The sequence below is a fragment of the Vibrio nigripulchritudo genome (assembly GCF_027924785.1).
GTDB classification, from domain to species: domain Bacteria; phylum Pseudomonadota; class Gammaproteobacteria; order Enterobacterales; family Vibrionaceae; genus Vibrio; species Vibrio nigripulchritudo.
Genome location: NZ_AP027050.1, coordinates 1,919,133 through 1,944,499 on the forward strand (window position 1 = coordinate 1,919,133; position 25,367 = coordinate 1,944,499).

Here is a 25,367-nt window from a genome sequence, read left to right on the forward strand (position 1 = left end):
AAGCAGCCGCTACGATAATGCATATTTTAGCCGAAGACAAAGCAAGACAGGTCGTTTATCCGTTTCTTATCTTCCAGCTTAAGTTCTCTACAAATTCAGCAGGACAATCGACACCAAGATAAATGAGATTTCCAGACCGCAAGGCGATTCTCACATTAGGCACTCCAGACAGGTTTAACACCTGAGTTGTCCTATTCGATTTCACGGCTTGGTCATGTAACTGTACCGAGCGTATCTTTGCGTACTCGATTTCCCGAGAGTGAATAACACCATACCGAATGTATAAACGATCTTCGCCCAGCGAGATCGGTCTGCGACTCAATGCTTTGTATTCGGCAATCATAAAATGCATCCCGGCGAGTGTAAGCACAGTAACCACGTTTGCAACCAAAGGATTGATAAGGAAGTGAAGCAAGATGTGCGTGAAGGGAATTTCAAACACGATGATGAGAATAAACCCCAAGACATTACTTTGTGCGCCATCTTTTTGGTGGTAGCTAAAGTGCTTTTCGCCAAGGAAATGGGTCTTCGCTATCTTTTGGGAGAAAAGCGCGTACGCCCAGACTCGAATTTCAAATGCCGCCCATTTGGTCAGCAAGTTTTTCCCAAACTTGTCTTCCAGTGGCTGACTTATTGCTCTGTCTGGATCTCCCCCATAGTTCAACTTTTGCCGAATAATAAGAATGACCGTGGCTAGCACTGCGCCTTCAAAGATAAGAAATAAAGGCACAATTAAATATCGGGCATACTCTAAATAAGACCAGAGAAACTTAGAACTGGCAGGAAGAATAAAGCTTCCGAGTGTGACAACCGCACCAAAATAGATCATGGCGACTGTTGTTGCCTGCTTTTTGTCTTTAATGCACAGATAACACAGTAAAGGTAAGGCAATTAGCCCATCGACCAATAAAAACCACTCGGGCTTGTCTGATGGAAAATGTATCCAGGTTCCGGAAGTAAGATAAAAATAAGACCAGAAGAGGCAGACCACAAAGAAGAAAGCAAAAGGAATGACATAACGGGTGCGAGTGGACATGGCGTTCCCCCTATCTGGACAATATCCAACCGCTATTCATTAAATCAGACATGCACCTAAAGCGACATTAAGCCGCCTTATTCCCTGAACCGATTTGCTGCCAACCCTAAGACTGTTTAGAAACCAGTAGGCTTCCACCTGAAACACCTAAAAACAGAGCGCATCCCCGGTTAAACAACCTTGCCATGCGTGGTTTTTCAAACCAGTGGCGGAGGTACAAACCAGACAGTGCATACAAACTTATGGCACTCAGTTCTAGCAGTAAAAACAGGCTCCCTAATATCGCAAATTGTGTATTGATATCTCCGCTGGTATCGACAAACTGTGGCAGGAAAGCGGTAAAAATCAGAATCGCTTTCGGGTTTCCAGCCGCCAATGCAAATTCTTGCTTAGCCAAGCCAGCCTTACTTTTGAGGTTACCCATTTGCTGCAAAGGTGACGCTTCTGAACGCCAGAGCTGAAAAGCTATCCACAGCAGGTAAGCCGCACCCACCAGTTTAATGGCGAAGAAAATGGTTTCTGAAGCGTATAAAACAGCAGCAAGACCAGAAGCTGCCAGTGCAATCATGACAGCGAATGCGGCAATGCGCCCAAGCCCTGCGATAAAAGCAGTTCGAAAACCGTAGCAGCGAGCATTATTCAGAGACAACAAGTTGTTGGGTCCCGGCGTCATGTTGAGAGCAAAACACGCAGGAATGAATAGAAGTAATTGCAAAAGATCCATTACTTTTGGTCCCTGATAACAATGGTGCTAGCGAACTTGTCACCAAGACGCTGTCTCTTCTTCCCCAAAATAAACATGGCATCAAAAATCCATAAAATAGGGGAAAAGAAGTTGCGTAAAAAAGACCGCCACAGCGAGCAGTATTCACCATTCTTCTTGTTTAGAACGGTCATCCCCAGCAGATGTTTGCCCAGGCTTTTACCTTTAGGTAAACCATCTGAAAAAACAAAATACATGCCCGCCAGACAGAGTGAAATAATGTCCGTCAGATCCCTTTCTACCGAAAAGTAATTCAAACTGCTGAGCAGAATAAGGTAGATACACCAGGTCACAATACCGTCGATGACCTGCGCAACGTAACGCCTGCCAGGGCTTGCCAATCTATAATGGGATAAATCCGGGGTAGTTTGAGGTTCTGTATCAACCTCAGTCGCTTCAATGCTCATTATTTATGTCCATATATGAGGTTTTTATCTAGCCAAACTGATTGATTGCCAAACAGCGAACCTTAATATACCTAAGACAAATCAAGAAGCTAAGCTTAAATCGATAGAAACTCGACTTCTAAGCTCTTGTCTTTGATATGCCAGACCATCTTTCGACTTCACGTACTTCTCGAACAGCCTCTTCAAAAACGTAAGGAGCTGTCTCCTGCAATTTCATTCAATACTTACTTTTTCGCATTCAGTAATTTGGACTGTCTGAATGACGTAAAAGGGTTACAAAATGGAATCGCTCATCATTTCAATGGTGGTATTTGCCTTTGCAGGGGCTGCTACTCCAGGACCAGTGAACATTGTGGCAGCAGCCTCGGGGGCACAATTTGGAGTGAAAAAAGCATTGGTGTATGTTGTTGGGGCGTCTGTGTCTTATGCCGTCGTTGTATTGCTATGTGGATTAACCATTGGTTCGATTCTGCTTTCTGTACCGGAATTTTCATTCTACCTAAAAGTGGCAGGTTCTCTTTTTCTGCTTTATCTGGCGTACCAAATTGCCTCATCTTCGCCTGTAGCATTACAACAAACGAACGCAAAAGCTGACCCACCCGGATTTGGTAAAGGGGCAATGACGCAAGGTTTAAACCCTAAAGCCTGGTTGTACGCATCATCGGGGATTTCACTCTTTGTTGCCGGAACAAACTATGCGAACTTGTATTTAACCCTGCTCGTCACTATTTCTTTAGTAGTGTGTTTTGTTGGTGTCGCGATTTGGGCGGTTTTCGGTCAAGCCATTGGTCGTTGGCTAAACAGTTGTAAAAGACAAAGAATGTTTAATGTATTTATGGGTTTACTGCTCGCAATAACAGTAGCTGGAATGTGGTGGGAATAATTAATGAAACAGGACGATTCGGTTTTTCTCGCTCAATCAAGAAGCTTGCCCTTCGTCGAAATGCGAACCGCATGCGACTCTTTTGCATGCTATCAGGCTCACTCGCATGATGAGTTTTCATTTGGAGTGATTGATGGCGGCAGTGCCAGTTATCATAATCTGAAAAAAGTCCATAACGTTCACCGAGGTCACACAGTGACCATTAATCCCGGAGATATGCATTCCTGTAACCCAGAAAAAGCCCAATGGTCATATCGAATGCTGTTTGTAGATACTCACTGGATTGGGCAACTTCAGCAGGAGTGGACAGGAAAACACGGGCAGGACTACCTACCCTTCATTCGCAACTATGAACAGCACCCAAATCTGTATACACAATTCCACCAGCTATACCAAGCACTCCTTTTGGAAGACAATCCGTTGACCACAGAGTCGTTAATGATTGAATATCTCGCTATGGTATTCGGACAGCCACAACTGGATGGAAAGTCCATACAGAAATCAGAACCAAACCTGAATCGGGTTTTAGAAATGATGGGCGACCAACTTGATAAAAACATCGCTCTGGATGATTTTGCTCAGGAAGCCAATATGAGCCGATACCAGCTCATCCGTGCGTTTAACCACCATTTTGGGTTATCTCCTCACGCATATCAGCTCGACCAAAGGATAATTAAAGCAAAATCGTTACTTAAAAATGGGTTGTCCTTAGCAGAAACAGCCACAGAAACCGGGTTTTCTGACCAAGCTCATTTCCAAAGACATTTCAAAAAGCGTTTAGCCATTACGCCCAAACATTATCAGTCGTTTTTCGTTGATTAGACTTCTGAGTAAAGCCTAAAGAAAGTCACTCCTACCAGTTTGAGCCAGACCGAGAAATCAGAAAAGTCCTATTGTTTGATCCAAACTCAAACCCTAAGCTGAGTCATCTTTTCGTCAAACTGAAATATCTATGCTCCCCCTAATAAAAAGACTTAGCGTTTTTACACTTTCAGGCTTATCGTTTTTTAGCTTCAGTGCAGAGAAAGATATGCGCTTTCCACTCCAATGCTTAGGTACAGAGCCTTTTTGGTCACTCAACTTCAATAAGGACAGCGTCATATTCGAAGACTTAGATGAAAATAGAGAAGAGTTTTCGATCAAAAGTATTGTTCAGAGCAATAACCATATCAACCGATGGTTCATCACCTTCACTTCTGAAAGCAAGCCAACAACGCAGGTTATGGCGCTTCATCGTACCAGAAGCTGTTCAGATGATATGTCAGATTCCAAATACGATTACGAAGTAATGATCCTCACCACAGGTTCGGCTGTATTCTCTGGGTGCTGTAATAGGTTGGATTAGGTAATTTTAGATATCTCACCTGCTGGCAAGGCACTGTTATTTGACCAGACTAAGCATTCACGTCCAGAAAATTACGCCATAGCGCTTTTAAGAAGTTAGGTTTCTTGGTTTTCTTTTGATTTTTTCTGTTTGCTCTTCTGGTTTCACGTTTTTCCTGAGCCTGATTTGCTAACTCGGCATATCGACGTCTTTGGTCGGAATCGAGTACACTTTTCTTCCACTCATTGGAATTCCGATGGCTTGCTGTTGGATTCTTCTGATGACCACACATATTGTACCTCCGTGTGTCAGTAAAACGGCGCTACAATCTATATGACCTTATATGTGAAAGATAAATTTCAGATGCAAAAGCCCAAGTCTTTGCACCTGAAATGTCTGGCTATGCTGTCGCAGCGCTCTCTGGTAGTAGGTTTTTGTCCGGCAGACAGAATGGATAATTTTCAGGAAGCTCACTTGGTGGGCATGCTATGACTTGCTCGTTATCGGGACCGCAATCCCGCATATAGATAAGAGTGGCAAAGCTATCTATGATTTCCGTTGGGTATATAGGACCAGCGTCGCGCAGGTCTTCCATTTCTTCCAAATGTTCATTTTGGTAACAAGCAATTTTTTCGGGATTATTCACAATCCAACGCGGGAAATAAATCGCGCCATGAACCACAAAGTCATGGAGATTCAGGGTTAGCGAAACATCCGTACCGGTTGGCTCAGTCCAGGAAACTCGGTAAAGATTCTCACCCACCCTAGCTAAGCAAACCGTTTGATCTTTTACCCAACGACCAGCCACAATGCCACTGTGGACGCGGTAATCAATGGTGGTCCTGTTTTTTACATATAACTCGTAACGCCACCCTTTGTCGTAGTTGTAGATAAAACTTTTCCCAACAAACTGGCTGAGATCTTCTCTGTCAAAACGCATGAATTCACCCTTTTAAAGTGCGCTGCGAGTTAAAGTAAACAGCGCTTGAATTTATTTTATAAAATTAATTTTTATTCCATAAAACAACGGTCTGTAAATTCGAGAATCTTGTTTCTATGACTTTTAGTCCATTTCTTTTCATTGGCGGGGATATATTTGAAGTTTTGCCTGTCATAACTTTCAACGGCTTCGTGTTGCCGTTGTGAAATCGGTTGGTTTGCAAGGTGATGACACTTGCTGTACTCTGTGTTTCGCCTTATGACATTCAGCTCAGACGACTCTCTTCAGAACTTTCTCAGCTCATATAATCCAGCAAACTAACGCTATTTCTATTCGATACTGACTATGCTTATTGAGCTAACGTCATTAAATCGTTTTAAAATTTACCAAAAACTGCAACATTCGCAGTCTTAAATTAAGTGGTAGCGAGGGTACTTATACCCAAGTGACCTCAAGATGCAGGATTCAGAGCCTCATATTCTGTTTCAGTTCAAGAAAAAGAACGCGCGGAATGACCAGTCCTTTCCAAGTTCTTTGACGATGAAATGGGACAGAATATGGGCTCCCAAGGGCGAGTTTAACTGGCTTTCATGCTGCGTTACCGATTTTTGATTTAGAACCACTAGATCTTCAAATCGGTGTCTTGTCTGAAAGCCAGTTAATTCTCGCTGAACCAAACATATTGAGGTTACTTGGGTATTAACTCTTTTTATTCAATTACCAAGGAAAACATTATGTCTAAATCTATGGGACGACATCGCTTTTGGTTCTACAAGTGCCGAGAGAAAAATCCAAAACAAAACCACCAAAGAGGAAATCAATGAGAATCGAATTCAATCTTTTTGAAGACAACACTCAATGGGAAGTAACAACCCATCAAATCAATAGCGACATTTTACTTCGAAGCGTTCTAACTCAAGGTCACGTTTCCGATATCAACCTACGCTTTGCCTACGACGAACGATCGAGCAAGGGCACCATTTCAAATACTGACAATCAGGTCATTGGCGGTTTCGCTGTCCACTTTTAACCGCGACGATAATCCACTGGTGAGCACCACGCTGAACTAATTGACTCAGCTTGTGTCAGAGAATACGAATTCTCTGTCGAATCCTATAATGAAACATATATACATCTTAATAGCTGCAATTAGCTCGCTTTCGGCGACAATCTCAAGTGCTCAACCAATAATTAAATATCAATTGTCCGTTGAATCTGCATTACCCAACCAAGTTCAAGTTGCTGTAAACACATCAGCTTTTTCAAATATCACGGTGAAACCAGCTCGAACCTCTATGGCAGATTCAACTCAACCAGAGCTTTTCTGTCAAAAAAGTAGCGGACTACTTTCACCACTTCATTACGCTAAAAATTCTGAGTGCGACTCAATTCATTGGTTACTAAAACTCAACTCAGCCGATGATTTAGGAATGGATGTATCCCAACAAGAAGACACGTACCACCCACAGAAGCAATGGTATTTTGTCAGTGAATTTAACTCACTTCCTAGAGTTGTCAGCGACGACTCAAATCCAATAGAAACATCTGTGTGTTTACCCAATGGAAAATGCGAGGCACTACCTCTCGAAACAGAGCCTCCATTGCTGTTGGCTTGGGGGCAAGAAAGCACAAGTATCGACATTCAGGGGCATCACGTTGTGATTCAAAGTGACACCCCTCAGGTCATAGAGAACCTTAACCGATGGAAACCTACGCTCGCCAATCAACTGCAATTCCTAACGAATGTATTTCAAAATACCGATACCCGCGATTGGCAAATCACCTTTTTTAGTAGAGAAACGGAGTCAGGAAGTGTTGGTGGCGCAGCCGGTCATAATCAGATTCTAGTGAATGCTCCAGTTTATAAGGGAAAACTAAGTGACCAATCACTCGGAATGATGCTAAAAATTGCAGCTCATGAATCTGTGCATAAATTAGAAAGCCCAGGTCTACCATTATGGGCATCGGAAAGTTTGGCTGAATATTATGCCAATAAGTCGCTACGTGGCACGCGCTTTCCTGCAAAATCTCCGCTCGCAAGTTGGCAGTCTTTTTCTCAAACATTCCCGTTTGCCAACACAGGGTTGTTAGAAGCCAGCCGACGAGTTTCGGAACACAATGAATACCAATATTATCCACTGTTTTATGTGAAAGGAACGGCATTCTGGTGGGAATTAGACAGATTGCTTGAGAAGTATCACGCCAGTCTTGATGCGTTTGTTGGTGACCTGAGCTTCGATTCTGAGGATCAAATTTCTCAAGTATTTATATCAAAAGTGACAACAATCATTGGTATAGAAAACTGGAAAACACTCGCAGAGTTGTATTTTTAAATCAGACTAAAATGCCACCTGCCTGCCGAGTGTTATCACGCTGACGGGAGTCAAAGAAATAGAGTGAGCACTGAAACACACAGGTGACATTATTAACTGATTGGCGCTAACCAATCCCTGAACTTAATAGTGGCGTATTGGCTTAAAGATCCGTTGGTTTCACGCCTGTGATGTACTTAATCCAACGATTGAAGCGAGTTACGTTGGTGTAAACACTTGCACCATCACACTGAGGTGCACCACGAGAGACAACACCAAATAGGAAGTTTGTGTCTCCAATCGCTCCCACAAGAGGTCCACCGCTGTCACCGTAACAAGCAGATGAAGCACCTTCATAAGTACAAATGACATTCTTGTAGTTTTCTTTGTCAAACTCGCCGACATCCAGTACTTCCGCCAGCTTGTCGTGACATTCGCGTTTAGTGATAACTGGAGCCGTGGTTGACCTGAGTGTTTGTGAAGGTTTCCCTGTTTCAGTCATACCCCAACCTGAAACGCGTAAATAATCCCCCTTGGATGCGATTGCGCGTTTCACTTGTCGTGTCGGAATTTTGGTCGGTGTGTATTTTTCGTGTGCTTTGGTTTCCAGCCTGATAAGAGCAATGTCTGGCTCAACGAAAAACGGATTGTAATCACGAGGGAAAACTATTTCGTCAATATCGATGATTTGCCCTTGCTCAATCTGGCTTAAATCTTCCTCTCCAATAGCGACTTTCAGGAATCTGTCAGAGTTGAATCCGTCGACACAATGACCTGCTGTTACCACCCATTCATCTGAAATCAGCGTTCCACCACAACCTTGTCGATACCCGTCGTCGGTGACTAAAACTAATGCGACCATATACGGTGCCGACTCATGCGTAATCTCATCACCATTGACGATTCTGGGTTGTACAGCGTATGAAGCGGCACTAAACACACCCAATCCTAATGCTAAAGTTCTTAATATAAGAGTTTTCATGCTTGATACTCTCCATGTATTTGTTGATTAAAAAGAAGCGCGTATTGCGCGACTAAATATTTAAATATCTGGGAGTATTTTTATTCCTAATAAATGATAAAACAGGATCTTTATTCAAAGCATATATACAAATGAGATCATTATCAATGATGGATATATTAATAGAGCACGGATATTCAGTATTAATTCACCTTTAATTCCAAAAAAACCCATAGAACCTATTCAGCTATTTCTTTTTATATATTGGAGAATAGAAAATCAAAACAGATAAATAAAACCTTTATAAGCATATTCTTATGTTATTTTTACTTACAAGACCATTTCGATATACGGTATCAGCAACCATTAATAATTTAAGGTGATTGTTGAGCTAATTTAGAATTTAAATATTCCAAACCTTCTTTGATGTATATTAGTTAATGACACAAGGATTTCTATTTACAGCCTAGAATATATCTAAAAAGTAGTTCTGATTAAACAAAATATTTAATATTTAAAAACAGCTCATTCTTGACCGTACTGTTTATATTCTTAATTTCAGTGGCAGATAAAACTCTCGTTTTTTTGAATAGACAAGCAACTGGCGTTTAGTCATTCCATTGGATACTTAGAAAAAATCCCGATTAAATCGGGATTTTTCGCTTAATTAAACCGCCACTGCGTCAAACAGACGAATCTTAGTGAGTTTGGTGACTTCATCAATGTACTGTCGTACATGCGTAGGGAACTGAATGCCCTTCACCACAGTTAAGTTGCGCAAATGTGGATACAGGTTTACATCATCGTAGCTGATGGCGCTACCACGTTCAGAAGGCAAGGTTAACCACTCAAGCTGCTCAAGGTGCGCATTCATTTTTGCCAGGTACTCTTCCGTCTTGGCATACGCCTCCTCAAAACTCATCCCGATCATCGCAGATTTGTTTTTTGTGAACCATGCTTTTGCGTCTTCACTGCCATATTCTGGCAATTCGATCATTAGCCAGCGCGGGTATAACAAAGGTCCACTGAACTCAAAGGATTGTCCTAACCAACCGCTGATCTTGTCGCTGAACTTAGCCTCAGTAATCACCGGAGAACCGTCAGACTCATCCAGGTACTGAGCAATGTCCAGGCTTTCTGCCATGTAGCTACCGTCTGGTTTTTCTAGAATCGGCACCATGTTTGCCCCTACCTTTTCAATACGAGCATCGACATCGTGGTTTTGCAGAAAGACTTCTTCAACAGCAAGGTTTTTTAGCCCCGCCACCATCATTGCTTTGATGCAATATGGGCAGTGCTCAAATACAAACAGCTTCATTTCTTCTCCTTAAGAGGCTGAATTTTGCAGCAAGTGTATCAAACTGAACGGATTTCTCTAACTCGTAAACTTGATAACACTCAAAACACCCAAATCGCTCAAAATAACCCAAATAAAATCAAATTTGAGCCATTCTGTGCATTTCGTTATGCTCAACCTTCGTAACCTTGTCCTTAGTTTTTTTAAAGGCTATCAAAACAAGGAGAACGATGATGAAAGCCCAATATCTTGCTCTAATGCTTACTGCTGTATCAATGAATAGTGCAGCGTTCACGCTGACCAGCAGTGACATTCAGGAAGGCTCTCGGATGGAAAGTACATTCGAATTTAAAGGTTTTGGCTGCGAGGGTGACAACCTTTCCCCGGCATTAAGCTGGAAAGATGCGCCGAAAGGCACCAAGAGTTTCGCCATTACGGTTTATGATCCAGACGCACCTACCGGAAGCGGGTGGTGGCACTGGGTGGCGACAGACATTCCTGCCAACGTAACGAGTTTAAAGCGTGGTGCGTCGACTCAGGTTTCGTTTGCGGGTAAAGAGCGTAAAAGCGATTACGGCGTGCTCGGGTTTGGTGGCGCATGCCCACCGAAAGGACACGGTATGCACCGTTACCAATTCACGGTTTGGGCATTACCAACACAAACCCTGAACATACCGGAACCTGCTTCGAATGCCATTGTGGGTTACACCTTAAACAGCACATCTTTAGGCAAAGCTACACTCACCGCGACCTACGTGCGTGAGTAACAGCATTCAGGTTATTCGAAACGAGATTAAACGAAAAGAAAACAGGTACTCAAATGACCGCATCGCTAATTCAGGCTGGACACTTTCATGCAGCAACATCTCAACCGCTGCGCAACGTGTTGATTTACGCGCCCACGATCATTTGGGTTGCCCAAGGTGAAAAGCGCCTTTGGTGGCATGAGGAAACACTCAACTACACCGAATCTGACTGGCTGGTTAGCCCCGCCAGTCACTACCTTACTTTTGTTAACGAACCTACCCTGTTGCCTTTCCACTCCCGAACCTTAACGTTTTTAGCACCACCACCCAGTGACTGGGTGACCGAGTCTGAACTGCAGAAAGACAACAGTCCGATGAGAATTAAGGTCACGCCTACTCTGGCTTTCTGCTTCGAAACGTTGTTTGAAATGGCGAAAAGCGACCTCACCAGAGAGGCACAAAAGCAGTTTCTTTACGGCTTTTATGCAGAGCTGAAACAGGCGGGCGCACTGCACAAGTTATTCCCTCACCAACCCACTGAAATCAAAGAAAAGCTGGCTCAGTACCTGAATGTTAATCCGGGGCATGATCATAAAGTTGAAACTGTCGCCGAGCACTTTTTTATGAGTCGCGCGACTTTAAACCGAAAACTCGCAGCGGAAAATACCACCTTCCGGCAGGTTCTGACAAACGTGCGAATGGTGTATGCATTAGGGCTGATGCAGCAGTCTCGCAGTCAGCTGTCGGTCGCATTATCTTGCGGGTATCAATCGGAAACACGTTTTGCAAATCGCTTTAAACAAACCTTCGGTATCACACCCAAAGAGTACGTTCGCACCCTTTAAATGGAGATCTCACCGAGAGTGCGTCGCCGCATCAGCCAGTCTGTCTACCACATTCAGGAGAGTTTGGGTGTGGAAATCCTGATCTGGTTCGACTGCAATATGATGGGGATACAAAGCACTCAAATCCAGCCCAACGCCCACCCCCATTGTCGTGATACCTCGCTTACTCATATTTTGAATGACCCTACATAAATGGTGCGTGAGGTAATCCTCGCCATTGGTAAGTTGAGTCGCCGTATCCATCGGGCAGCCATCGGATATCACCAATAACAATTTGTGTGTAGCACTGCTCTCAAGGAGCCTTTGGCTCGCCCAGGCAACCGCTTCACCGTCTACCCCTTCTTTGAACAAATCCTGCTTGAGTAATGCCGCAATTTGCCCTTTCGACTGCGCCCAAGTGTCGGTTGTTTCTTTAAAAATAAGATGTCGAACATCATTTAGGCGACCAGGGTGCTTTGGCTTGCCTTGCTTCATCCACTCTTTATACGCTCGACCGCCATTCCATTCTCTGGTTGTAAACCCGAGCACTTGAGAAGGAATGTGAGCCAGTTGCGTGGCGCGCACCAAAACATCGATAAATAAGGTAACGGATTTGATGTGCTGACGCATTGAACCTGAACAGTCCACCAGAATAGCCAGCTCTGCATTGGGCTTTGGTTGATTCGGTCTGGTGTAAAACACCCGATTCTCCGTTGGGGAGGCAATCAGCTGCATCAATCGACGTCCATCTAATCTGCCTGCTTCTTCGCCATACTGATAGTGCGGCTCGCGGGGCAATGCAAAGCGTTGGCACAACCGCTGAGCGATTCGCCGCACGGATAGACCTGATTGAAGAAATTCAGAATCTAACTCTTGTCGATATTCGTTCAATAACGCAGATCGAACCAAAGTAGCGGCGTCGCGTTCTTCATCGAACGTCCGTGTAAATACATGGTAATCCTCTAATTCTGTAGAGACCGACTTAGCGTTGCCAAGTTCAGCAACTGGCATAGAGGCGTCAATTTGAAATTCGCTGTCCACCAGCAGTTGAAACACCGCTCGGTTATTGGTTGGGGTCTGACTCACTTCGTCTTCAAGCCATTCATCAATATGCTCGGCGGCGAGCGTGGCTATCTCATTTGCATGCTGAGCAAAATCTTCCTGACTTTGCCTGTTTTGACGAAGACCAAGCAGCGCCTTCCCCATAAGAGGGGCAAGCCACATTCGTGTGGCTTCGATCTGGTCTTCGACTCCTTCAGGCAAAGGCTGGCTGCTAAGTCGGGAACGCACCATATGGACGATGGAGAAAAGCAGTATGCCAACCTGACTTTCCAATAAACCCGATTCTACAAAACCAGAGGACCAGCGTTCGAAATTTGCGTCAAGATTGTGTGTCATGCCTTGATGCAGTGGCGACACTCGGGTTTCGACTCTAAGCTGCTCAAGAAAATCGAATACCCAAGCCGCCACGGCGTGACTGGGACGAGTTTGGTGGAAAACAGGCAAATCCGTATGCATGAGATGCAAGGTCCAGCCATCTACCATGCCTCTTTGTGCATCCTGCTCTTGTGGTAACGGGTGCCATTGCAAATGTGCAGCAAGATAGACCAGCCTCTTACCATTTAAGTAAAGGTGGTGACCTCTAAGATCAAGGTGCTCTTCGTCGAGTAAAGAACGTAGAGTGGACATCATCAGCTCCCGTTGGAGCTGCTTCGATTGTTTCGCACTGATATTCTCTTTAAATGCCATAGCGACCATCACTCAGAAGGGAACAAGTCGCGTCCAAAGCAGCGTTGATAATATTCAGCCAATATCGTCTGTTCGGATTCTTCGCATTTGTTGTAGAAAGAGAGGCGAAACGCCAGCTCGCAACTTGTGAAAATATGGCAATTCTCCGCCCAACTGATCACGGTTCTCGGCGACATCAGTACAGAAAGTTCACCCGTTGCAAACCCTTGCCGGGTCAGTGTTGCCATCGCAATCATACGCTCAACTAATGCTTTGCCTTCTGGATTATTTTTTTCAGGCACCCGAGCCAAAACAATCTCGGCTTCTTTGTCAGCAGGCAGGTAATCGAGCTTGGCAATCACATTCCAGCGATCAAGTTGAGCGTGGTTTAAAACCTGAGTCCCGTGATACAACCCATTGAAGTTCCCAAGCCCGACTGTGTTGGCGGTCGCGAACAATCGAAACTGCGGGTGTGGCGTGATCACCCGGTTCTGCTCCATCAATACCAGTTTGCCTTCTTTTTCCAGAAGCCGCTGAATAACGAACATCACGTCGGGTTTACCCGCATCATACTCATCCAAGATTAACGCGACGGGTCGCTGCACCGCCCAGGGCAAAATGCCCTCTTGGAATTCTGTAACCTGCTTTCCCTCTTTCAGCACAATGGTGTCTTTGCCTACCAGCTCCAAACGGCTGATATGTCCATCCAGATTGACTCGTAAACAAGGCCAGTTCAAACGTGCCGCCACCTGTTCAATGTGCGTCGACTTGCCAGTACCATGCATACCTTGAATCAAGGTTCGTCGGTTGTGAGTAAACCCAGCCAATATCGCCAAGGTCACTTCTTCGTTGAACTGATACGCTCGGTCAACTTCAGGCACATCGGGCGTAGGCTCTGAAAATCCGGCTACGCTCATGTTCACGTCCAAACCAAAGGTTTCCCTGACCGAATACTGGGTCGTGAGCTGATCCCTTCTCATCTCCATCGTTTATCCCTTTCTTCATTTTCCACTCATTGTTCATCAGCCAGTGTCGCTTGAATACCGTCCATGCCCATTTTTGATATGTAAATATCGTTTTATGGAACAAATAATTCCAATTTGAATATTTTTATTGACGTTCAATTTTTGTCCAATTAGAGTGACGTTAAATTTCAGTTAACGAGATGTTTGATTCCATATTTTGAAATTTGACTTACTTCATCAAGGAGAATGAGATGAGCGAGAAAACAAGAAGCGTGGTTGAAGGACAAGCACGCATGACCCCTTCTGAGGCATTTGTAGAAACACTGGTGGCGAACGATGTTCAGGACATGTTTGGCATTATGGGTTCTGCATTTATGGATGCGATGGACATCTTCGCCCCTGCTGGCATTCGCTTGATCCCAGTAGTACACGAGCAAGGCGCAGCTCACATGGCAGACGGTTACTCACGCGTTTCTGGTCAGCACGGAGTAGTGATCGGGCAAAACGGTCCCGGCATCAGTAACTGTGTCACCGCCATTGCGGCTGCATACTGGGCACACAGCCCAGTGGTTATCGTTACGCCAGAAACCGGCACCACCACTATGGGTCTGGGCGGTTTCCAGGAATGTAACCAGCTCCCTATGTTCCAGGAATTCACTAAATACCAAGGGCACGTTACCCACCCGGGTCGTATGGCAGAATACACTGGTCGCTGTTTTGATCGCGCCATGAGTGAAATGGGTCCTACTCAGCTCAACATTCCCCGTGATTACTTCTACGGCGACATCAAATGTGAAATCCCGAAACCGGCACGCTTAGATCGAGGTCCGGGCGGCGAACAAAGCCTGAACGACGCAGCAGACATTCTGGCTGAAGCAAAATTCCCAGTGATCATCTCTGGTGGCGGTGTTGTCATGGGCGACGCTGTCGAAGAGTGTAAAGCGCTGGCTGAGCGCCTAGGTGCGGCAGTGGTTAACAGCTACCTGCACAACGACTCATTCCCTGCCAGTCACGAATTGTGGTGTGGGCCACTTGGTTACCAAGGTTCTAAAGCGGCGATGAAGCTGATTTCACAGGCAGACGTGGTGGTTGCTCTGGGTTCTCGCTTAGGTCCATTTGGCACCTTGCCACAACACGGCATGGACTACTGGCCAACCAACGCCAAGATCATCCAGATCGACGCAGACAACAAGATGCTTGGATTAGTGAAGAAAATCTCTGTCGGCATTTGTGGCGACGCCAAAGCCGCTGCTGTGGCACTGACTCAACGACTGGATGGTCGCAATCTTGCCTGTGATGCCAACAAGCAAGAGCGCTTTGCGAAGATTCAAGCAGAAAAAGCCGCCTGGGAAGAAGAGTTGGATAACTGGACGCACGAAAAAGATGCTTTCAGCTTAGACATGATCGAAGAGAACGCTCAGGAAACCCCATTCTCTGGTGGTGAGTACCTACACCCACGCCAAGTCTTGCGTGAGCTAGAAAAAGCCATGCCTGAAGATGTGATGGTGTCGACTGACATCGGTAACATCAACTCCATCGCCAACAGCTATCTTCGCTTTGAAAAGCCGCGCAGCTTCTTTGCAGCCATGAGCTTCGGTAACTGTGGTTACGCCTTCCCAACCATAATTGGTGCCAAAGTAGCTGCGCCACACCGCCCTGCTATTTCTTATGCTGGTGACGGGGCCTGGGGTATGAGCCTGGTCGAAACCATGACCTGTGTTCGCCACAACATTCCGGTCACCGCGGTGGTATTCCATAACCGCCAATGGGGCGCAGAGAAGAAAAACCAAGTGGACTTCTACAACCGCCGCTTTGTTGCTGGTGAACTTGATAACCAAAGCTTCGCAGACATTGCCCGCTCTATGGGCGCTGAAGGCATCACAGTCGATAAATTAGAAGATGTGGGTCCAACGTTGCAAAAAGCCATCGACATGCAAATGAACGAAGGCAAAACCACCATCATCGAAATTATGTGTACTCGCGAGCTGGGCGACCCGTTCCGCAGAGATGCTCTATCAACCCCTGTGCGTCACCTCGATAAGTACAAAGATTACGTGTAACAGGCAGCCGCTGCTGGGCAGTTTTTAAACTGTCTGGCGGCCTTTAAGAACTTTGAAATCCTTGGGTTTTCGGTTCAAAAATCACGCTAAGTTGTAAATGCTTTGTTAAAAAATATTGGTATCCATATCTCAATATGGAACGTAATGTATCGCATATTGAAATAATAAAACTGTAATCTAGCGAAACAAACGGTTGTTGAATCTGACTTCATTCAGGGCGTTTTTCCTGATTTTTCTCTTATCGATTCATGTTTGTTCTGCCCATTTTGAAGGAACAAGAAAATGAACACTAGCAATCAAGATCAAATCACAATTCAAACACTTCAAGGATTTAGCGACGCTTGGAATGCTCACGACATTGAAGCTTTACTCAGTTTCGTGACCGATGATTGTGTGTTCCACACCGCCGCAGGTCATGGGCTGCAAGGCAACACATTCACAGGCAAAGACGCTTTGCGCGATGCGTTTGCTGTAGTTTGGAAGAATTTCCCGGATGTTGAGTGGAAAGACCCTGTGCATTTTGTCTCTGGAGATCGCGCCGTCACTGAATCAACGTTTTGTGCAACCACACCAGAGGGCGGCAAAATTGAAGCTCGTATGGTGGATGTGTTTACTGTTCGCGATGGAAAAATCCAAGTGAAAAACGCGTTCAGGAAAGATCGTCCCGTCTTATCCGAAGACGTCGCATAGTCAAGGGGAAGGTGATGAACTCTGAATCAATGAACGCCAACATGGTCGGAGGTATAGAAACCCAAGGGAAGGCAAACCGCCAATCCCATAACCCCTACGACCCAAGTTACGATCCACTGACACGCCATAATCCGGGCACAGGTCAAGCCTACGCACCAACATACTGGATAGGCACCGCTGGTACTCCCCCAGAAGACGATGGTCCTATTCTGTCGGATACCGATGCCGACGTTGTGATCATCGGTTCGGGATACACCGGATTAACGGCGGCCATCTACCTCGCTGAACATTACGGCATTCGCGCTACCGTATTGGAAGCCAACAAAGCCAGCTGGGGGTGCAGTACCCGAAATGGTGGACAAGCTCAGTGTGCCAGCGGTCGTTTGAAACGCTCGCAATGGATCCAGCGTTGGGGATTAGACACCGCATTGAAGATGCACCAAGAATGTCTGGATGGCATGGAAACGTTCAAAGAGCTCATCAAAGATATCGACTGTGATCCACAACCCGGCGGGCACCTGTACATTGCGCACCGCAGCAAAGTAATGCCAACCTTGGAAAAAGAAGCCAAGCTGCTGCGCGATACCTTTCATTACGATGCTCAGATTCTGGATGCCGATACCGTCAAAAAGCAATTCGTCGACGACAAAGAAGCAGCAGGTGCCATGCACGAACCGGAAGGCATTGGCATTCACGCTGGAAAACTGGCGTTTGGTTATCTTGAAAAAGCACGTCGTTTGGGGGTCAAAGTACACACCAGCAGCCCAGTGATCGGGTGGAAATCGGAAGGCGACGTCCATTACATCAAAACACCGGGTGGCATTGTAAAAACCCAAGCCGTTGGCGTTGCGACCGGTGGATATACCTCTCAAGGGTTGCATCCAGAACTCAAAAACCGCCTGCTGCCTATTTTGTCCAATTCGATTGTTACACGTCCGCTGACGGAAACAGAACTGGAACAATGCAACTTCCTCACCAAGCAAGTTCTTACCGATACTCGAGTGCTGCGCCACTACTATCGTTTGTTGCCAGACAACCGCGTGCAAATCGGGTCACGCAGTGCCATCACCGGAAAATCGGCACCAAAAGACAAATTCAAACAATTTCTTATCAACGATTTACACCGTAAGTTTCCGGCACTAACGGGCATTGATATCGACTACTCCTGGTGGGGGTGGGTGGATGTCAGCCACGACATGATGCCCAGAATTTTCCAACCTAATCATCGTGAGTCCATTTACTACGCACTGGGCTACGGCGGTAACGGCGTAATGTACTCGGCTCAGGCAGGAAAAAGGCTCGCCCAGTGGATTGCTGGTGAAGGAAAACAACTCGACTTACCTATATTTCAATCAAAATTGCCGTTTCCCAACGTGCGCGAAGTGGTGGAATCCGAAGCGTTTGCACCGTTTCGCCGTCTGGGACAACGTTTTCTTTACAAGTGGTATCACTTGAAGGATGAGGTGCTGTAAACCGCACCCATTTTACATCGACAACTGAGGAGAATAGCGAGATTACAGGGGCGTCTTGCGGGTTTCGTTCACCCTTTAAACAGCGAATTCGCGAGCTACGCAAAGATCGAACATGGAAGAAAGGTTACAACAATGAAACTGAACACAACAAAACTGATCTCTTTGGGGGCGCTGATGGCAGCCGTTATCGCCGCTCCGGTCGTCTCCGCCAAAACATTTAAGATGGCACTGGGCGATGCAGCAGGCGGTACTCAGTGGGAGCTGGGCACCAAATTCAGTGAATTAATGGAAGAAAAAACGGGCGGAAAGGTCAAGCTGGATCTGTTCCCGAACGGTCAATTGGGTAACGAGCAAGATACGGTGAACAACGCCGCCATCGGTTTGCTGGACTTCTCGGTACTGGCTATTAATAACGTGACGCCGTTTTCTCCTACCGTTGGCTTGTTGACCATGCCATATCTTATCCAAAGTGCGGAAGAAGCGAAGTCGTTGACGCAAGGTCCTGTTGGTGAAGAGCTGATCAAAAACACCATTCGCGATGCCAATGTTCGTATTGTTGGCTGGGCATATTCTGGCTTCCGTGTGCTGACCAATTCTAAGCGCCCAGTCAAAACGCTGGAAGATCTTAAAGGGCTGGTGATTCGAGTACCGAAGAACGACATCATGATTTCGGCCTATCAGGCTTGGGGCATCAACCCAACACCAATGGCGTGGTCAGAAACCTTTACCGGCTTGCAGCAAGGCGTGGTAGATGGGCAAGACAACCCATACATCACCGTGCACGCGATGAAGTTTAACGAGGTACAAAAGTACATCACCAACATCCGCTATATCTTCTCTATCGAGCCCTTGATTGTGAGCGAGTCTATCTTCCAGGAGCAGTCCAAAGAGGTACAAGAAGCCATTCTGGCGGCAGGCAAAGAAGCGACCGAACACAGCTATCAGTTCTTGCTGGAATCTGAAGACAAAATTCGCAAGGACTTAGTGGCAAAAGGCATGGTGATTACCGAGCCAGCCAATAATGAAAAAGAGTGGATTGACCAAGTCACACAAAAGGTTTGGCCGAAGTTTTACTCCAGCATTGGCGGAAAACAAAAACTGGATGACACACTGAAATCCCTGGGTCGATAAATCCATCTATCGCCACAAATTACGCCTTACACGAGGTATTGAGGCTTAGTCCTTACATACTCTCCAACACATGGCACCCCCACCTTTTTAGGTGGGGTGCCTTTCAAGCTCGCAGAGGCAGCGTCATGAAGTCATTCAGGAAACATCTAAACAACATTGAGGAGTACACATGCTGCTTGTTACTCGCCTCTTTCGTGATTCTTTTGTTTTCGCAGATCGTACTGCGACAGTCCATCCAATATTCGATTCCGTGGGGTGACGAAGTCGCTACCTATATGTTCGTTTGGTTCGCCTACTTAGGGGCAGTCGTGGCGGCAAAAATGTCGGCACACAACCGCGTAAGCTTTCACTTTCGCTTTTTCCCGCCAGTGGTGAAAACCGTTTGTGAAACCATTGCAGACCTCATTTGGGTCGCGTTCAATTTGTACTTCGTCTATCTCAGTTACGATTTTGTGTTCAACAAAATGAACCTCTTCTGGAAGTCCCAAACCACCGGGATCCCAATGAAATACTTCTACCTGATTTTGCCCATCGCCTTCTTCTTGATGTCGGTACGCATTCTGTGGAACAACTACGAAAAACTGGTACTGGGCATTGAAGCGACAGACCCGGAAAGTGAAGAGATTCAAAAACATTCGTTAAAAGACGATTTTCTTAAAAGCAAATTTTCGAAAAGCACGGCCTACAAGGCTGAGTAAGATGGAGCCCTACGCATGGAAGCCTATTTAACTCTGATTCTATTTGGCAGCTTTTTGGTGCTGCTGATATTGGGAGCGCCGATTACCGTCTCCCTTGCGGGCGCTTCAATGGCAGCCTATTTACTCTTAGATAAAAACCCCATCGCCTTGGTACAAATTGCGTTCACTTCGGTAGGCAATTTCCCATTGATGGCTCTGCCAGCCTTTGTGCTTGCTGGGGCACTGATGGAAGCGGCAGGCATATCGAGACGGCTGGTAGACATTGCCGAGAATTTAGCAGGACCTGTCACTGGTGGATTAGGTATGGCAACCGTGGTGGCATGCCTGTTTTTTGGTGCGATCTCCGGTTCAGGTCCTGCGACCACCGCTGCGGTGGGCATGTTGATGATTCCTGCGATGGTGAAGCGAGATTATGAAAAAAGCTACGCGTCTGCTGTCACTGCTGCGTCGGGTGGATTGGGAATCATTATCCCGCCTTCAATCCCGTTGGTCATCTTTGGTATTTCTTCAATGGGTTTAATGCCGCCACCTGAAGCAATTGCCGAACACGGTACGTTTTCAACCGTCTCTATTCCCAAGCTTTTCGTAGCTGGGGTTCTGCCGGGATTGATCATGGCACTATCGCTGATGGCGACTAACTATTTGATCGCTAAGAAAAGGGGTTACAAAGGTTTAAAAGAGAACTGGGATCCCAAAGACATTCATGGCGCAATGAAGAAGGGCGTGTGGTCTATCTTGGCACCGTTCCTCATTTTAGGGGGGATATACAGCGGTATCTTCACGCCGACAGAATCTGCAGTTGTCGCGATTTTCTACTCGCTGTTTGTCGGGCTATTTCTTCACCGTGAACTCACCTTTCAAAGCATCATCAAATCGCTTTCTACCACAACCTGGATAACTGGTCGCGTGTTGCTGATTCTTTTCGCTGCCACTGTTTTTGGTCGCCTTCTGGTGGAACAAAAAATCCCGGTGGTGGTTGCCGATTCGCTGCTTAGCCTGACCGACAATATGTACTTAGTGTGGACACTGACCATCAGTTTGCTGATCTTCATTGGTATGTTTATGGAAACTCTGGCTGCCATCATGATCATCGTGCCTGTGCTGCTGCCGATCATGTATATGCTGGGGGCAGACCCCACTCACGTCGGCATTGTGGTGGTATGTGTATTGTCGATTGGCTTTGCCACTCCGCCCCTTGGGGAAAACATCTTCGTGGCATCGGGAATTGGCGGCTCAACAGTCGAGCAGATAACGGCAAGAATTCATCCGTTTGTGATTACCTCGGTGATCGCGGTCTTTATCATCGCCTTCTTCCCAAGTTTGTCGTTGTATTTGCCCAAGTTGGTCGGCTTTCCATAAAGCTCAATGCAAAACGCCAAAATGTTCTTTAGATGAGCCTGCCCCGATAAAAAACTACTCTAAGACCTTCAAACGGAGGTCTTTTTCTTCATCTATAAGCTCAAATATTCATCTCATAAATATTTATAATGAGATCCTCTCCCGCAGTTACCCAAACTTACACTCTGTTAACAGAATCCGTAGTAGTATCGTGTGCTGAAAACGAAAACATCATTACACAGTAGTCGAGCGGTAAATCATGACGAAAACGTTTCTGAAGATAAGTACTCTTTCTCTGGCAGTTGCACTCGCGGGATGTGGCGGAGGAGAAGGTTCTAACAATGGTCAAAGTGGCTCAACTCCCCCAAGTAGCGGCCCTACAAAAGAGCTGAATGTAACGGCTATTGACGGTTATCTGAGAAACGCCAAAGTCTGGCTAGACCTTAACAACAACTTTGCTCACGACATCAATGAACCCTTAGCAACAACGGGAACAGGCGGTCAAGCTACCTTAAATGTTGAAAATATCTCATCACCTTCTTCTTACCCTGTGGTTGTCGAAGCAACAAAAGGCACAACGATAGACGAAGACTCAGGTGCAGCCGTTACCCGGAACTTTTTACTGAGCGCGCCTCCCGGCGATCTGATCATTACTCCTTTAACCACGTTGCTCAAACAGAAGATGGACCGTGGTTCTTCTGCTGAGCAAGCTAAGCAAGCCGTCGCGTCCGAATTGCAAATTGACGCTTCCAGCGTTTCAAAAGACTACAAATCAGAGAATCTTGCCGATGTTGCTTTTGCCGCTCGCGTTTTGGTTCATCAATCTTTAATTCCAGAATCTCAAACTGTGGCAAATGCGCGCAAACAAAGTGCGGACATCGCAGTTCAGGAAAAAATCGCTGCCATTGGGCAACTCATCAAATCAGAAAAATCAAAGCCGAGCCCAAGCTTCGACAATAAAACCGTTCAGATTACCGCATCCAACAGCACAACCACGGCAGTCATTCAAAACGACCGCGATAATGACGGGTATTGGGATCACACAGACGCACAGGGAAACCTGCTTTCAGCTACAAACTGGAACGTAAATACTCACGGAGCCTGGCCAGCAGGTGCTGACCTCTTTCCAACAGATCCAAATGAGTATGCGGATTCAGACGGTGATAAAGTCGGTGACAATAGCGATGCATTTCCAAATGATGCATCGGAATCCAAAGATACCGATGGCGATGGGGTTGGTGACAACAGTGATGCTTTCCCAAGCAATCCTAATGAACAGAAAGATTCCGATGGAGATGGCGTAGGTGACAACAGTGACGCTTTCCCAAATGATCCTAATCGCTCAACGCTACCGACTTTGATCATCAATGAGGTGTCCACAACTCGATACATTTCGGACCAACGTTGGGTAGAAGTTTACAACTCTGGCAGTAAAGACATCGACCTTAGCCAATATGTATTGAAGTCGGGGGCGATCCGTAATCAGTACAATCAGTTGAATAAATACAGTTTCCCGCTACCTCAAATCATACTGAAAAAAGGGGGGTACATTCTGCTTCAGGCAAAGGCTATCAATAATGCCTATGCGGAAACCGGCAGTTCAAATCAGGTTATTACCATTACTGAAAACAGCTACGTGCCATACTGGACAGACAGTGGCTTTGTCGAAATTGTTCAGGTCAGCAATAATCAAACTGTAGATTTCGTCCGTTTTGGTTTAAATACAACCTCCCCGACATCTGGAAACAACTGGGCAGGTACATCGACTATTGAACGACTGCCACAAGTTCTTGGCAGAAGCTTATCGCGCCCCCAAAATCATACTGATACCAATAAAGCGGAAGATTGGGCAGTTGTCACCTTTGCAACACCAGGCGGCATCAACGACGTCAATCACTGTACGTCAGATACCGATAATGACAACGTTCCGGACTGTGCAGAGCGCCCGAATACAACTTACGCAGGCATGGACATGTATGGTTGGGGCGCTCGGGAAAACCAACCGGATATTTTCATTGAAATTGACTACATGGACGCCACAAATGGCAATCGCCAGGCGGCTGATGAGGGCATCATTCCACGTAAAGAAGCACTCGACAAAGTTAAGTTTGCATTCCAGAACCAAGGTTATTCGCTGCATTTCGATACAGGATCACTGCACGGTCAGGATCACAACCTAGGTGGTGGTAATCAGGTGCCCTTCTCTCCTGGTATCAGTCTGAGCCGTTCTTACAATCCGGTGACTCTGCAAAGCTACAAAATCGAGCACATGGATATCCGCCGTCGACTGGTCTTCTATTACATGATGTTTGGCAACAGCCAGAACAGAACTGGGGCATCGGGGTCTTCAGGAGTCGCGGAGATCAACGGAAATGACTCCCTCATTACCTTAGGAAGATGGGGACTTAATAGTCGTTCAGTACTCGCCAGAAATACCCTGATTAACTTCCAGTCTGGCACCATCATGCACGAATTTGGTCATAATCTGGGTCTCCTTCACGGTGGCAATGAAAACCTTAATTTCAAACCCAACTACTATAGTGTGATGAACTACATGTATCAGTTGGACGGGCTTTCGACACTTGGTCAGACCGAGGGAGATCGCTATTACTTAAGGAACTATGAGCAACAACTTGCCAATCAAAACTGCCGGAATACGCCTCAGAATTATGCCACCACTACATCAGAGTTGATCAACGGTCCGTATGGCTCGCCGGACAACTTTAAAATCGATTACTCAGATGGTTCTGGTCAGCCACTGGACGAAACGAATCTGGACGAAACGAAAGGGCTGGGTCGAAGCGTAACAGACAGAGTCGACTTTAACTGCGATGGTGATAGCAATGACACCGCAGTGTCACTGGATCTCACTAATGTGAGTGCCACCAGCCAGACCAACGGTAAGACCAGCCTGACTGATTTTAATGACTGGGGGGCGGTTAGCTTAAGGTTCCGAGATACATACAGCGGCAATACAGGCGCTTATCGCGTAACTTCCCAGAACTCGGAGCAAGTTACGCACGACTATTTAGCAAATGACAGTCAGGAATATATTGTGGAAGCGGCACCTTCTGCCGAATTTTTTGAACGCTTGAAAAAGTTAGGGGCTATTGATTGATGTTAAAGTTGCTGAGCGGGATATTCATATTGGGCGTTTTGACTGCCTGCTCCGAAGCAGGTGCGGAGAAACCCATCAATCAGTTTTCAGTCGAAAACGATCAGCTTCTTTTTGAGAAAAAATTCGTTGATGACTGGAACGTTAACCAGAACGTACCAAGCTGTTCAGATTGCCGAAAAGAGTCTCAAATCAAATACCTGCCCGATGGTCCTGAGGTGTATGAAACCTTTCTCAATAGTTCAGGGCTTCAATTCATGCTAGGCAAAAACATTCGTCACCCTTTTGATATTGATTTAGGAAACGACATCGTTACATTCCGTTTTTCTATGATTAATGGTGAGGTGTATTTGCAAGCGGAAAACCATGAACCTAAGCCAGTATCTACTAATGCTCAGCTTCAGTTGGACATCTCGGATCATCGCGTCAGCTTCACGTTTTCGGATATTTACATTCCAGAACCTACACCAGACTCAATTTCAAACGAACAGCCTAAGTTTTCCGTGGATTTCTATTTGACGACTTCAGCTAAATAGCCTGAACTCAGGCTCATTACTTATTGAAATAAAAGTAAAAAGGCGACCATTGTTCGCCTTTTTTGGGGAAGCTGTTAAGAGAACCGTTTATCCCTATAAGTTTGCATGCCTCTCAATCATAGAAAGCACACGTGCAGGCAA

24 protein-coding genes are annotated in these 25,367 nt (G+C 45.9%); 15 read left to right on the plus strand and 9 right to left on the minus strand.

Going from position 1 to position 25,367, the window contains the following annotated elements:
- Window positions 1-55: 55 nt before the first annotated feature.
- The 3 genes from QMG91_RS26940 to QMG91_RS26950 all read right to left on the minus strand — a co-directional run bounded on the left by QMG91_RS26940 (window position 56) and on the right by QMG91_RS26950 (window position 2,206).
- Window positions 56-1,036, minus strand: coding sequence for a hypothetical protein (locus QMG91_RS26940; protein WP_281831099.1), 981 nt, complete (start codon window positions 1,034-1,036; stop codon window positions 56-58).
- A 106-nt stretch (window positions 1,037-1,142) separates the two neighbouring features.
- Window positions 1,143-1,760 carry a LysE family translocator gene (locus QMG91_RS26945; protein ID WP_281831100.1) on the minus strand — a complete coding sequence of 206 codons (618 nt, stop codon included), beginning with the start codon at window positions 1,758-1,760 and terminating at the stop codon, window positions 1,143-1,145.
- Window positions 1,760-2,206, minus strand: coding sequence for an RDD family protein (locus tag QMG91_RS26950; RefSeq protein WP_004401193.1), 447 nt, complete (start codon window positions 2,204-2,206; stop codon window positions 1,760-1,762). The genes QMG91_RS26945 and QMG91_RS26950 overlap by 1 nt, the downstream gene beginning before the upstream one ends.
- Window positions 2,207-2,486: 280 nt before the next feature.
- On the opposite strand from QMG91_RS26950, the gene QMG91_RS26955 reads away from it, so the two are divergent.
- The 3 genes from QMG91_RS26955 to QMG91_RS26965 all read left to right on the plus strand — a co-directional run bounded on the left by QMG91_RS26955 (window position 2,487) and on the right by QMG91_RS26965 (window position 4,434).
- Window positions 2,487-3,089, plus strand: coding sequence for a LysE family translocator (locus QMG91_RS26955; protein ID WP_281831101.1), 603 nt, complete (start codon window positions 2,487-2,489; stop codon window positions 3,087-3,089).
- 3 nt (window positions 3,090-3,092) lie between these two features.
- Complete coding sequence (locus QMG91_RS26960) at window positions 3,093-3,911, plus strand: AraC family transcriptional regulator (RefSeq protein ID WP_281831102.1); 819 nt, start codon at window positions 3,093-3,095, stop codon at window positions 3,909-3,911.
- A 208-nt stretch (window positions 3,912-4,119) separates the two neighbouring features.
- Window positions 4,120-4,434, plus strand: coding sequence for a hypothetical protein (locus tag QMG91_RS26965; protein ID WP_281831103.1), 315 nt, complete (start codon window positions 4,120-4,122; stop codon window positions 4,432-4,434).
- A gap of 49 nt (window positions 4,435-4,483) precedes the next feature.
- Here QMG91_RS26965 and QMG91_RS26970 read toward each other — a convergent pair whose 3' ends face one another.
- Both QMG91_RS26970 and QMG91_RS26975 read right to left on the minus strand, forming a co-directional pair.
- Window positions 4,484-4,705 (minus strand): hypothetical protein, encoded by a 222-nt coding sequence (locus QMG91_RS26970; protein ID WP_281831104.1) that lies wholly within the window; start codon window positions 4,703-4,705, stop codon window positions 4,484-4,486.
- Between the two features lie 108 nt (window positions 4,706-4,813).
- Window positions 4,814-5,353 (minus strand): phenolic acid decarboxylase, encoded by a 540-nt coding sequence (locus QMG91_RS26975; RefSeq protein ID WP_281831105.1) that lies wholly within the window; start codon window positions 5,351-5,353, stop codon window positions 4,814-4,816.
- 820 nt (window positions 5,354-6,173) lie between these two features.
- Between QMG91_RS26975 and QMG91_RS26980 the strand changes: the two genes are divergently transcribed.
- Both QMG91_RS26980 and QMG91_RS26985 read left to right on the plus strand, forming a co-directional pair.
- Window positions 6,174-6,383, plus strand: a complete 210-nt coding sequence (locus QMG91_RS26980; protein ID WP_022591444.1) for a hypothetical protein — start codon at window positions 6,174-6,176, stop codon at window positions 6,381-6,383.
- 88 nt (window positions 6,384-6,471) lie between these two features.
- Window positions 6,472-7,686, plus strand: coding sequence for a hypothetical protein (locus tag QMG91_RS26985; protein WP_281831106.1), 1,215 nt, complete (start codon window positions 6,472-6,474; stop codon window positions 7,684-7,686).
- Window positions 7,687-7,828: 142 nt separating this feature from the next.
- On the opposite strand, the gene QMG91_RS26990 is transcribed toward QMG91_RS26985, so the two are convergent.
- A complete protein-coding gene (locus tag QMG91_RS26990) occupies window positions 7,829-8,647 on the minus strand; it encodes a S1 family peptidase (RefSeq protein WP_281831107.1) in 819 nt (272 codons plus the stop codon).
- A 646-nt stretch (window positions 8,648-9,293) separates the two neighbouring features.
- The gene (grxB, locus tag QMG91_RS26995; protein WP_281831108.1) at window positions 9,294-9,944 is read right to left on the minus strand and encodes a glutaredoxin 2; all 651 of its coding nucleotides are present in this window, start codon (window positions 9,942-9,944) and stop codon (window positions 9,294-9,296) included.
- Between the two features lie 212 nt (window positions 9,945-10,156).
- On the opposite strand from grxB, the gene QMG91_RS27000 reads away from it, so the two are divergent.
- Together QMG91_RS27000 and QMG91_RS27005 are read left to right on the plus strand one after the other, a co-directional pair.
- Window positions 10,157-10,690, plus strand: a complete 534-nt coding sequence (locus QMG91_RS27000; RefSeq protein ID WP_281832757.1) for a YbhB/YbcL family Raf kinase inhibitor-like protein — start codon at window positions 10,157-10,159, stop codon at window positions 10,688-10,690.
- 53 nt (window positions 10,691-10,743) lie between these two features.
- The gene (locus tag QMG91_RS27005; RefSeq protein ID WP_281831109.1) at window positions 10,744-11,514 is read left to right on the plus strand and encodes a helix-turn-helix transcriptional regulator; all 771 of its coding nucleotides are present in this window, start codon (window positions 10,744-10,746) and stop codon (window positions 11,512-11,514) included.
- A gap of 9 nt (window positions 11,515-11,523) precedes the next feature.
- Here the strand turns inward: QMG91_RS27005 and QMG91_RS27010 are convergent, their stop codons facing one another.
- Window positions 11,524-13,242: a cobaltochelatase CobT-related protein gene (locus tag QMG91_RS27010; RefSeq protein ID WP_281831110.1), complete on the minus strand. Its 1,719-nt coding sequence runs from the start codon at window positions 13,240-13,242 to the stop codon at window positions 11,524-11,526.
- Window positions 13,243-13,250: 8 nt separating this feature from the next.
- The gene (locus QMG91_RS27015) at window positions 13,251-14,207 is read right to left on the minus strand and encodes an AAA family ATPase (protein ID WP_409351275.1); all 957 of its coding nucleotides are present in this window, start codon (window positions 14,205-14,207) and stop codon (window positions 13,251-13,253) included.
- Between the two features lie 230 nt (window positions 14,208-14,437).
- Between QMG91_RS27015 and xsc the strand changes: the two genes are divergently transcribed.
- The 8 genes from xsc to QMG91_RS27055 all read left to right on the plus strand — a co-directional run bounded on the left by xsc (window position 14,438) and on the right by QMG91_RS27055 (window position 25,226).
- Complete coding sequence (xsc, locus tag QMG91_RS27020) at window positions 14,438-16,246, plus strand: sulfoacetaldehyde acetyltransferase (protein WP_004409506.1); 1,809 nt, start codon at window positions 14,438-14,440, stop codon at window positions 16,244-16,246.
- Between the two features lie 282 nt (window positions 16,247-16,528).
- Window positions 16,529-16,936, plus strand: a complete 408-nt coding sequence (locus QMG91_RS27025; protein ID WP_004409505.1) for a nuclear transport factor 2 family protein — start codon at window positions 16,529-16,531, stop codon at window positions 16,934-16,936.
- Window positions 16,937-16,965: 29 nt separating this feature from the next.
- Window positions 16,966-18,408 (plus strand): NAD(P)/FAD-dependent oxidoreductase, encoded by a 1,443-nt coding sequence (locus QMG91_RS27030; protein ID WP_409351285.1) that lies wholly within the window; start codon window positions 16,966-16,968, stop codon window positions 18,406-18,408.
- Window positions 18,409-18,582: 174 nt separating this feature from the next.
- Complete coding sequence (locus tag QMG91_RS27035) at window positions 18,583-19,539, plus strand: TRAP transporter substrate-binding protein (protein ID WP_404819627.1); 957 nt, start codon at window positions 18,583-18,585, stop codon at window positions 19,537-19,539.
- 125 nt (window positions 19,540-19,664) lie between these two features.
- A complete protein-coding gene (locus QMG91_RS27040) occupies window positions 19,665-20,237 on the plus strand; it encodes a TRAP transporter small permease (protein ID WP_281831111.1) in 573 nt (190 codons plus the stop codon).
- A 15-nt stretch (window positions 20,238-20,252) separates the two neighbouring features.
- Window positions 20,253-21,596 carry a TRAP transporter large permease gene (locus QMG91_RS27045; RefSeq protein WP_022562023.1) on the plus strand — a complete coding sequence of 448 codons (1,344 nt, stop codon included), beginning with the start codon at window positions 20,253-20,255 and terminating at the stop codon, window positions 21,594-21,596.
- A gap of 238 nt (window positions 21,597-21,834) precedes the next feature.
- On the plus strand, window positions 21,835-24,693 hold the full coding sequence (locus QMG91_RS27050; protein ID WP_281831112.1) for a lamin tail domain-containing protein: 2,859 nt from the start codon (window positions 21,835-21,837) through the stop codon (window positions 24,691-24,693).
- Window positions 24,693-25,226: a hypothetical protein gene (locus QMG91_RS27055; protein WP_281831113.1), complete on the plus strand. Its 534-nt coding sequence runs from the start codon at window positions 24,693-24,695 to the stop codon at window positions 25,224-25,226. Before QMG91_RS27050 ends, QMG91_RS27055 begins: the two co-directional genes overlap by 1 nt.
- Window positions 25,227-25,367: the final 141 nt, after the last annotated feature.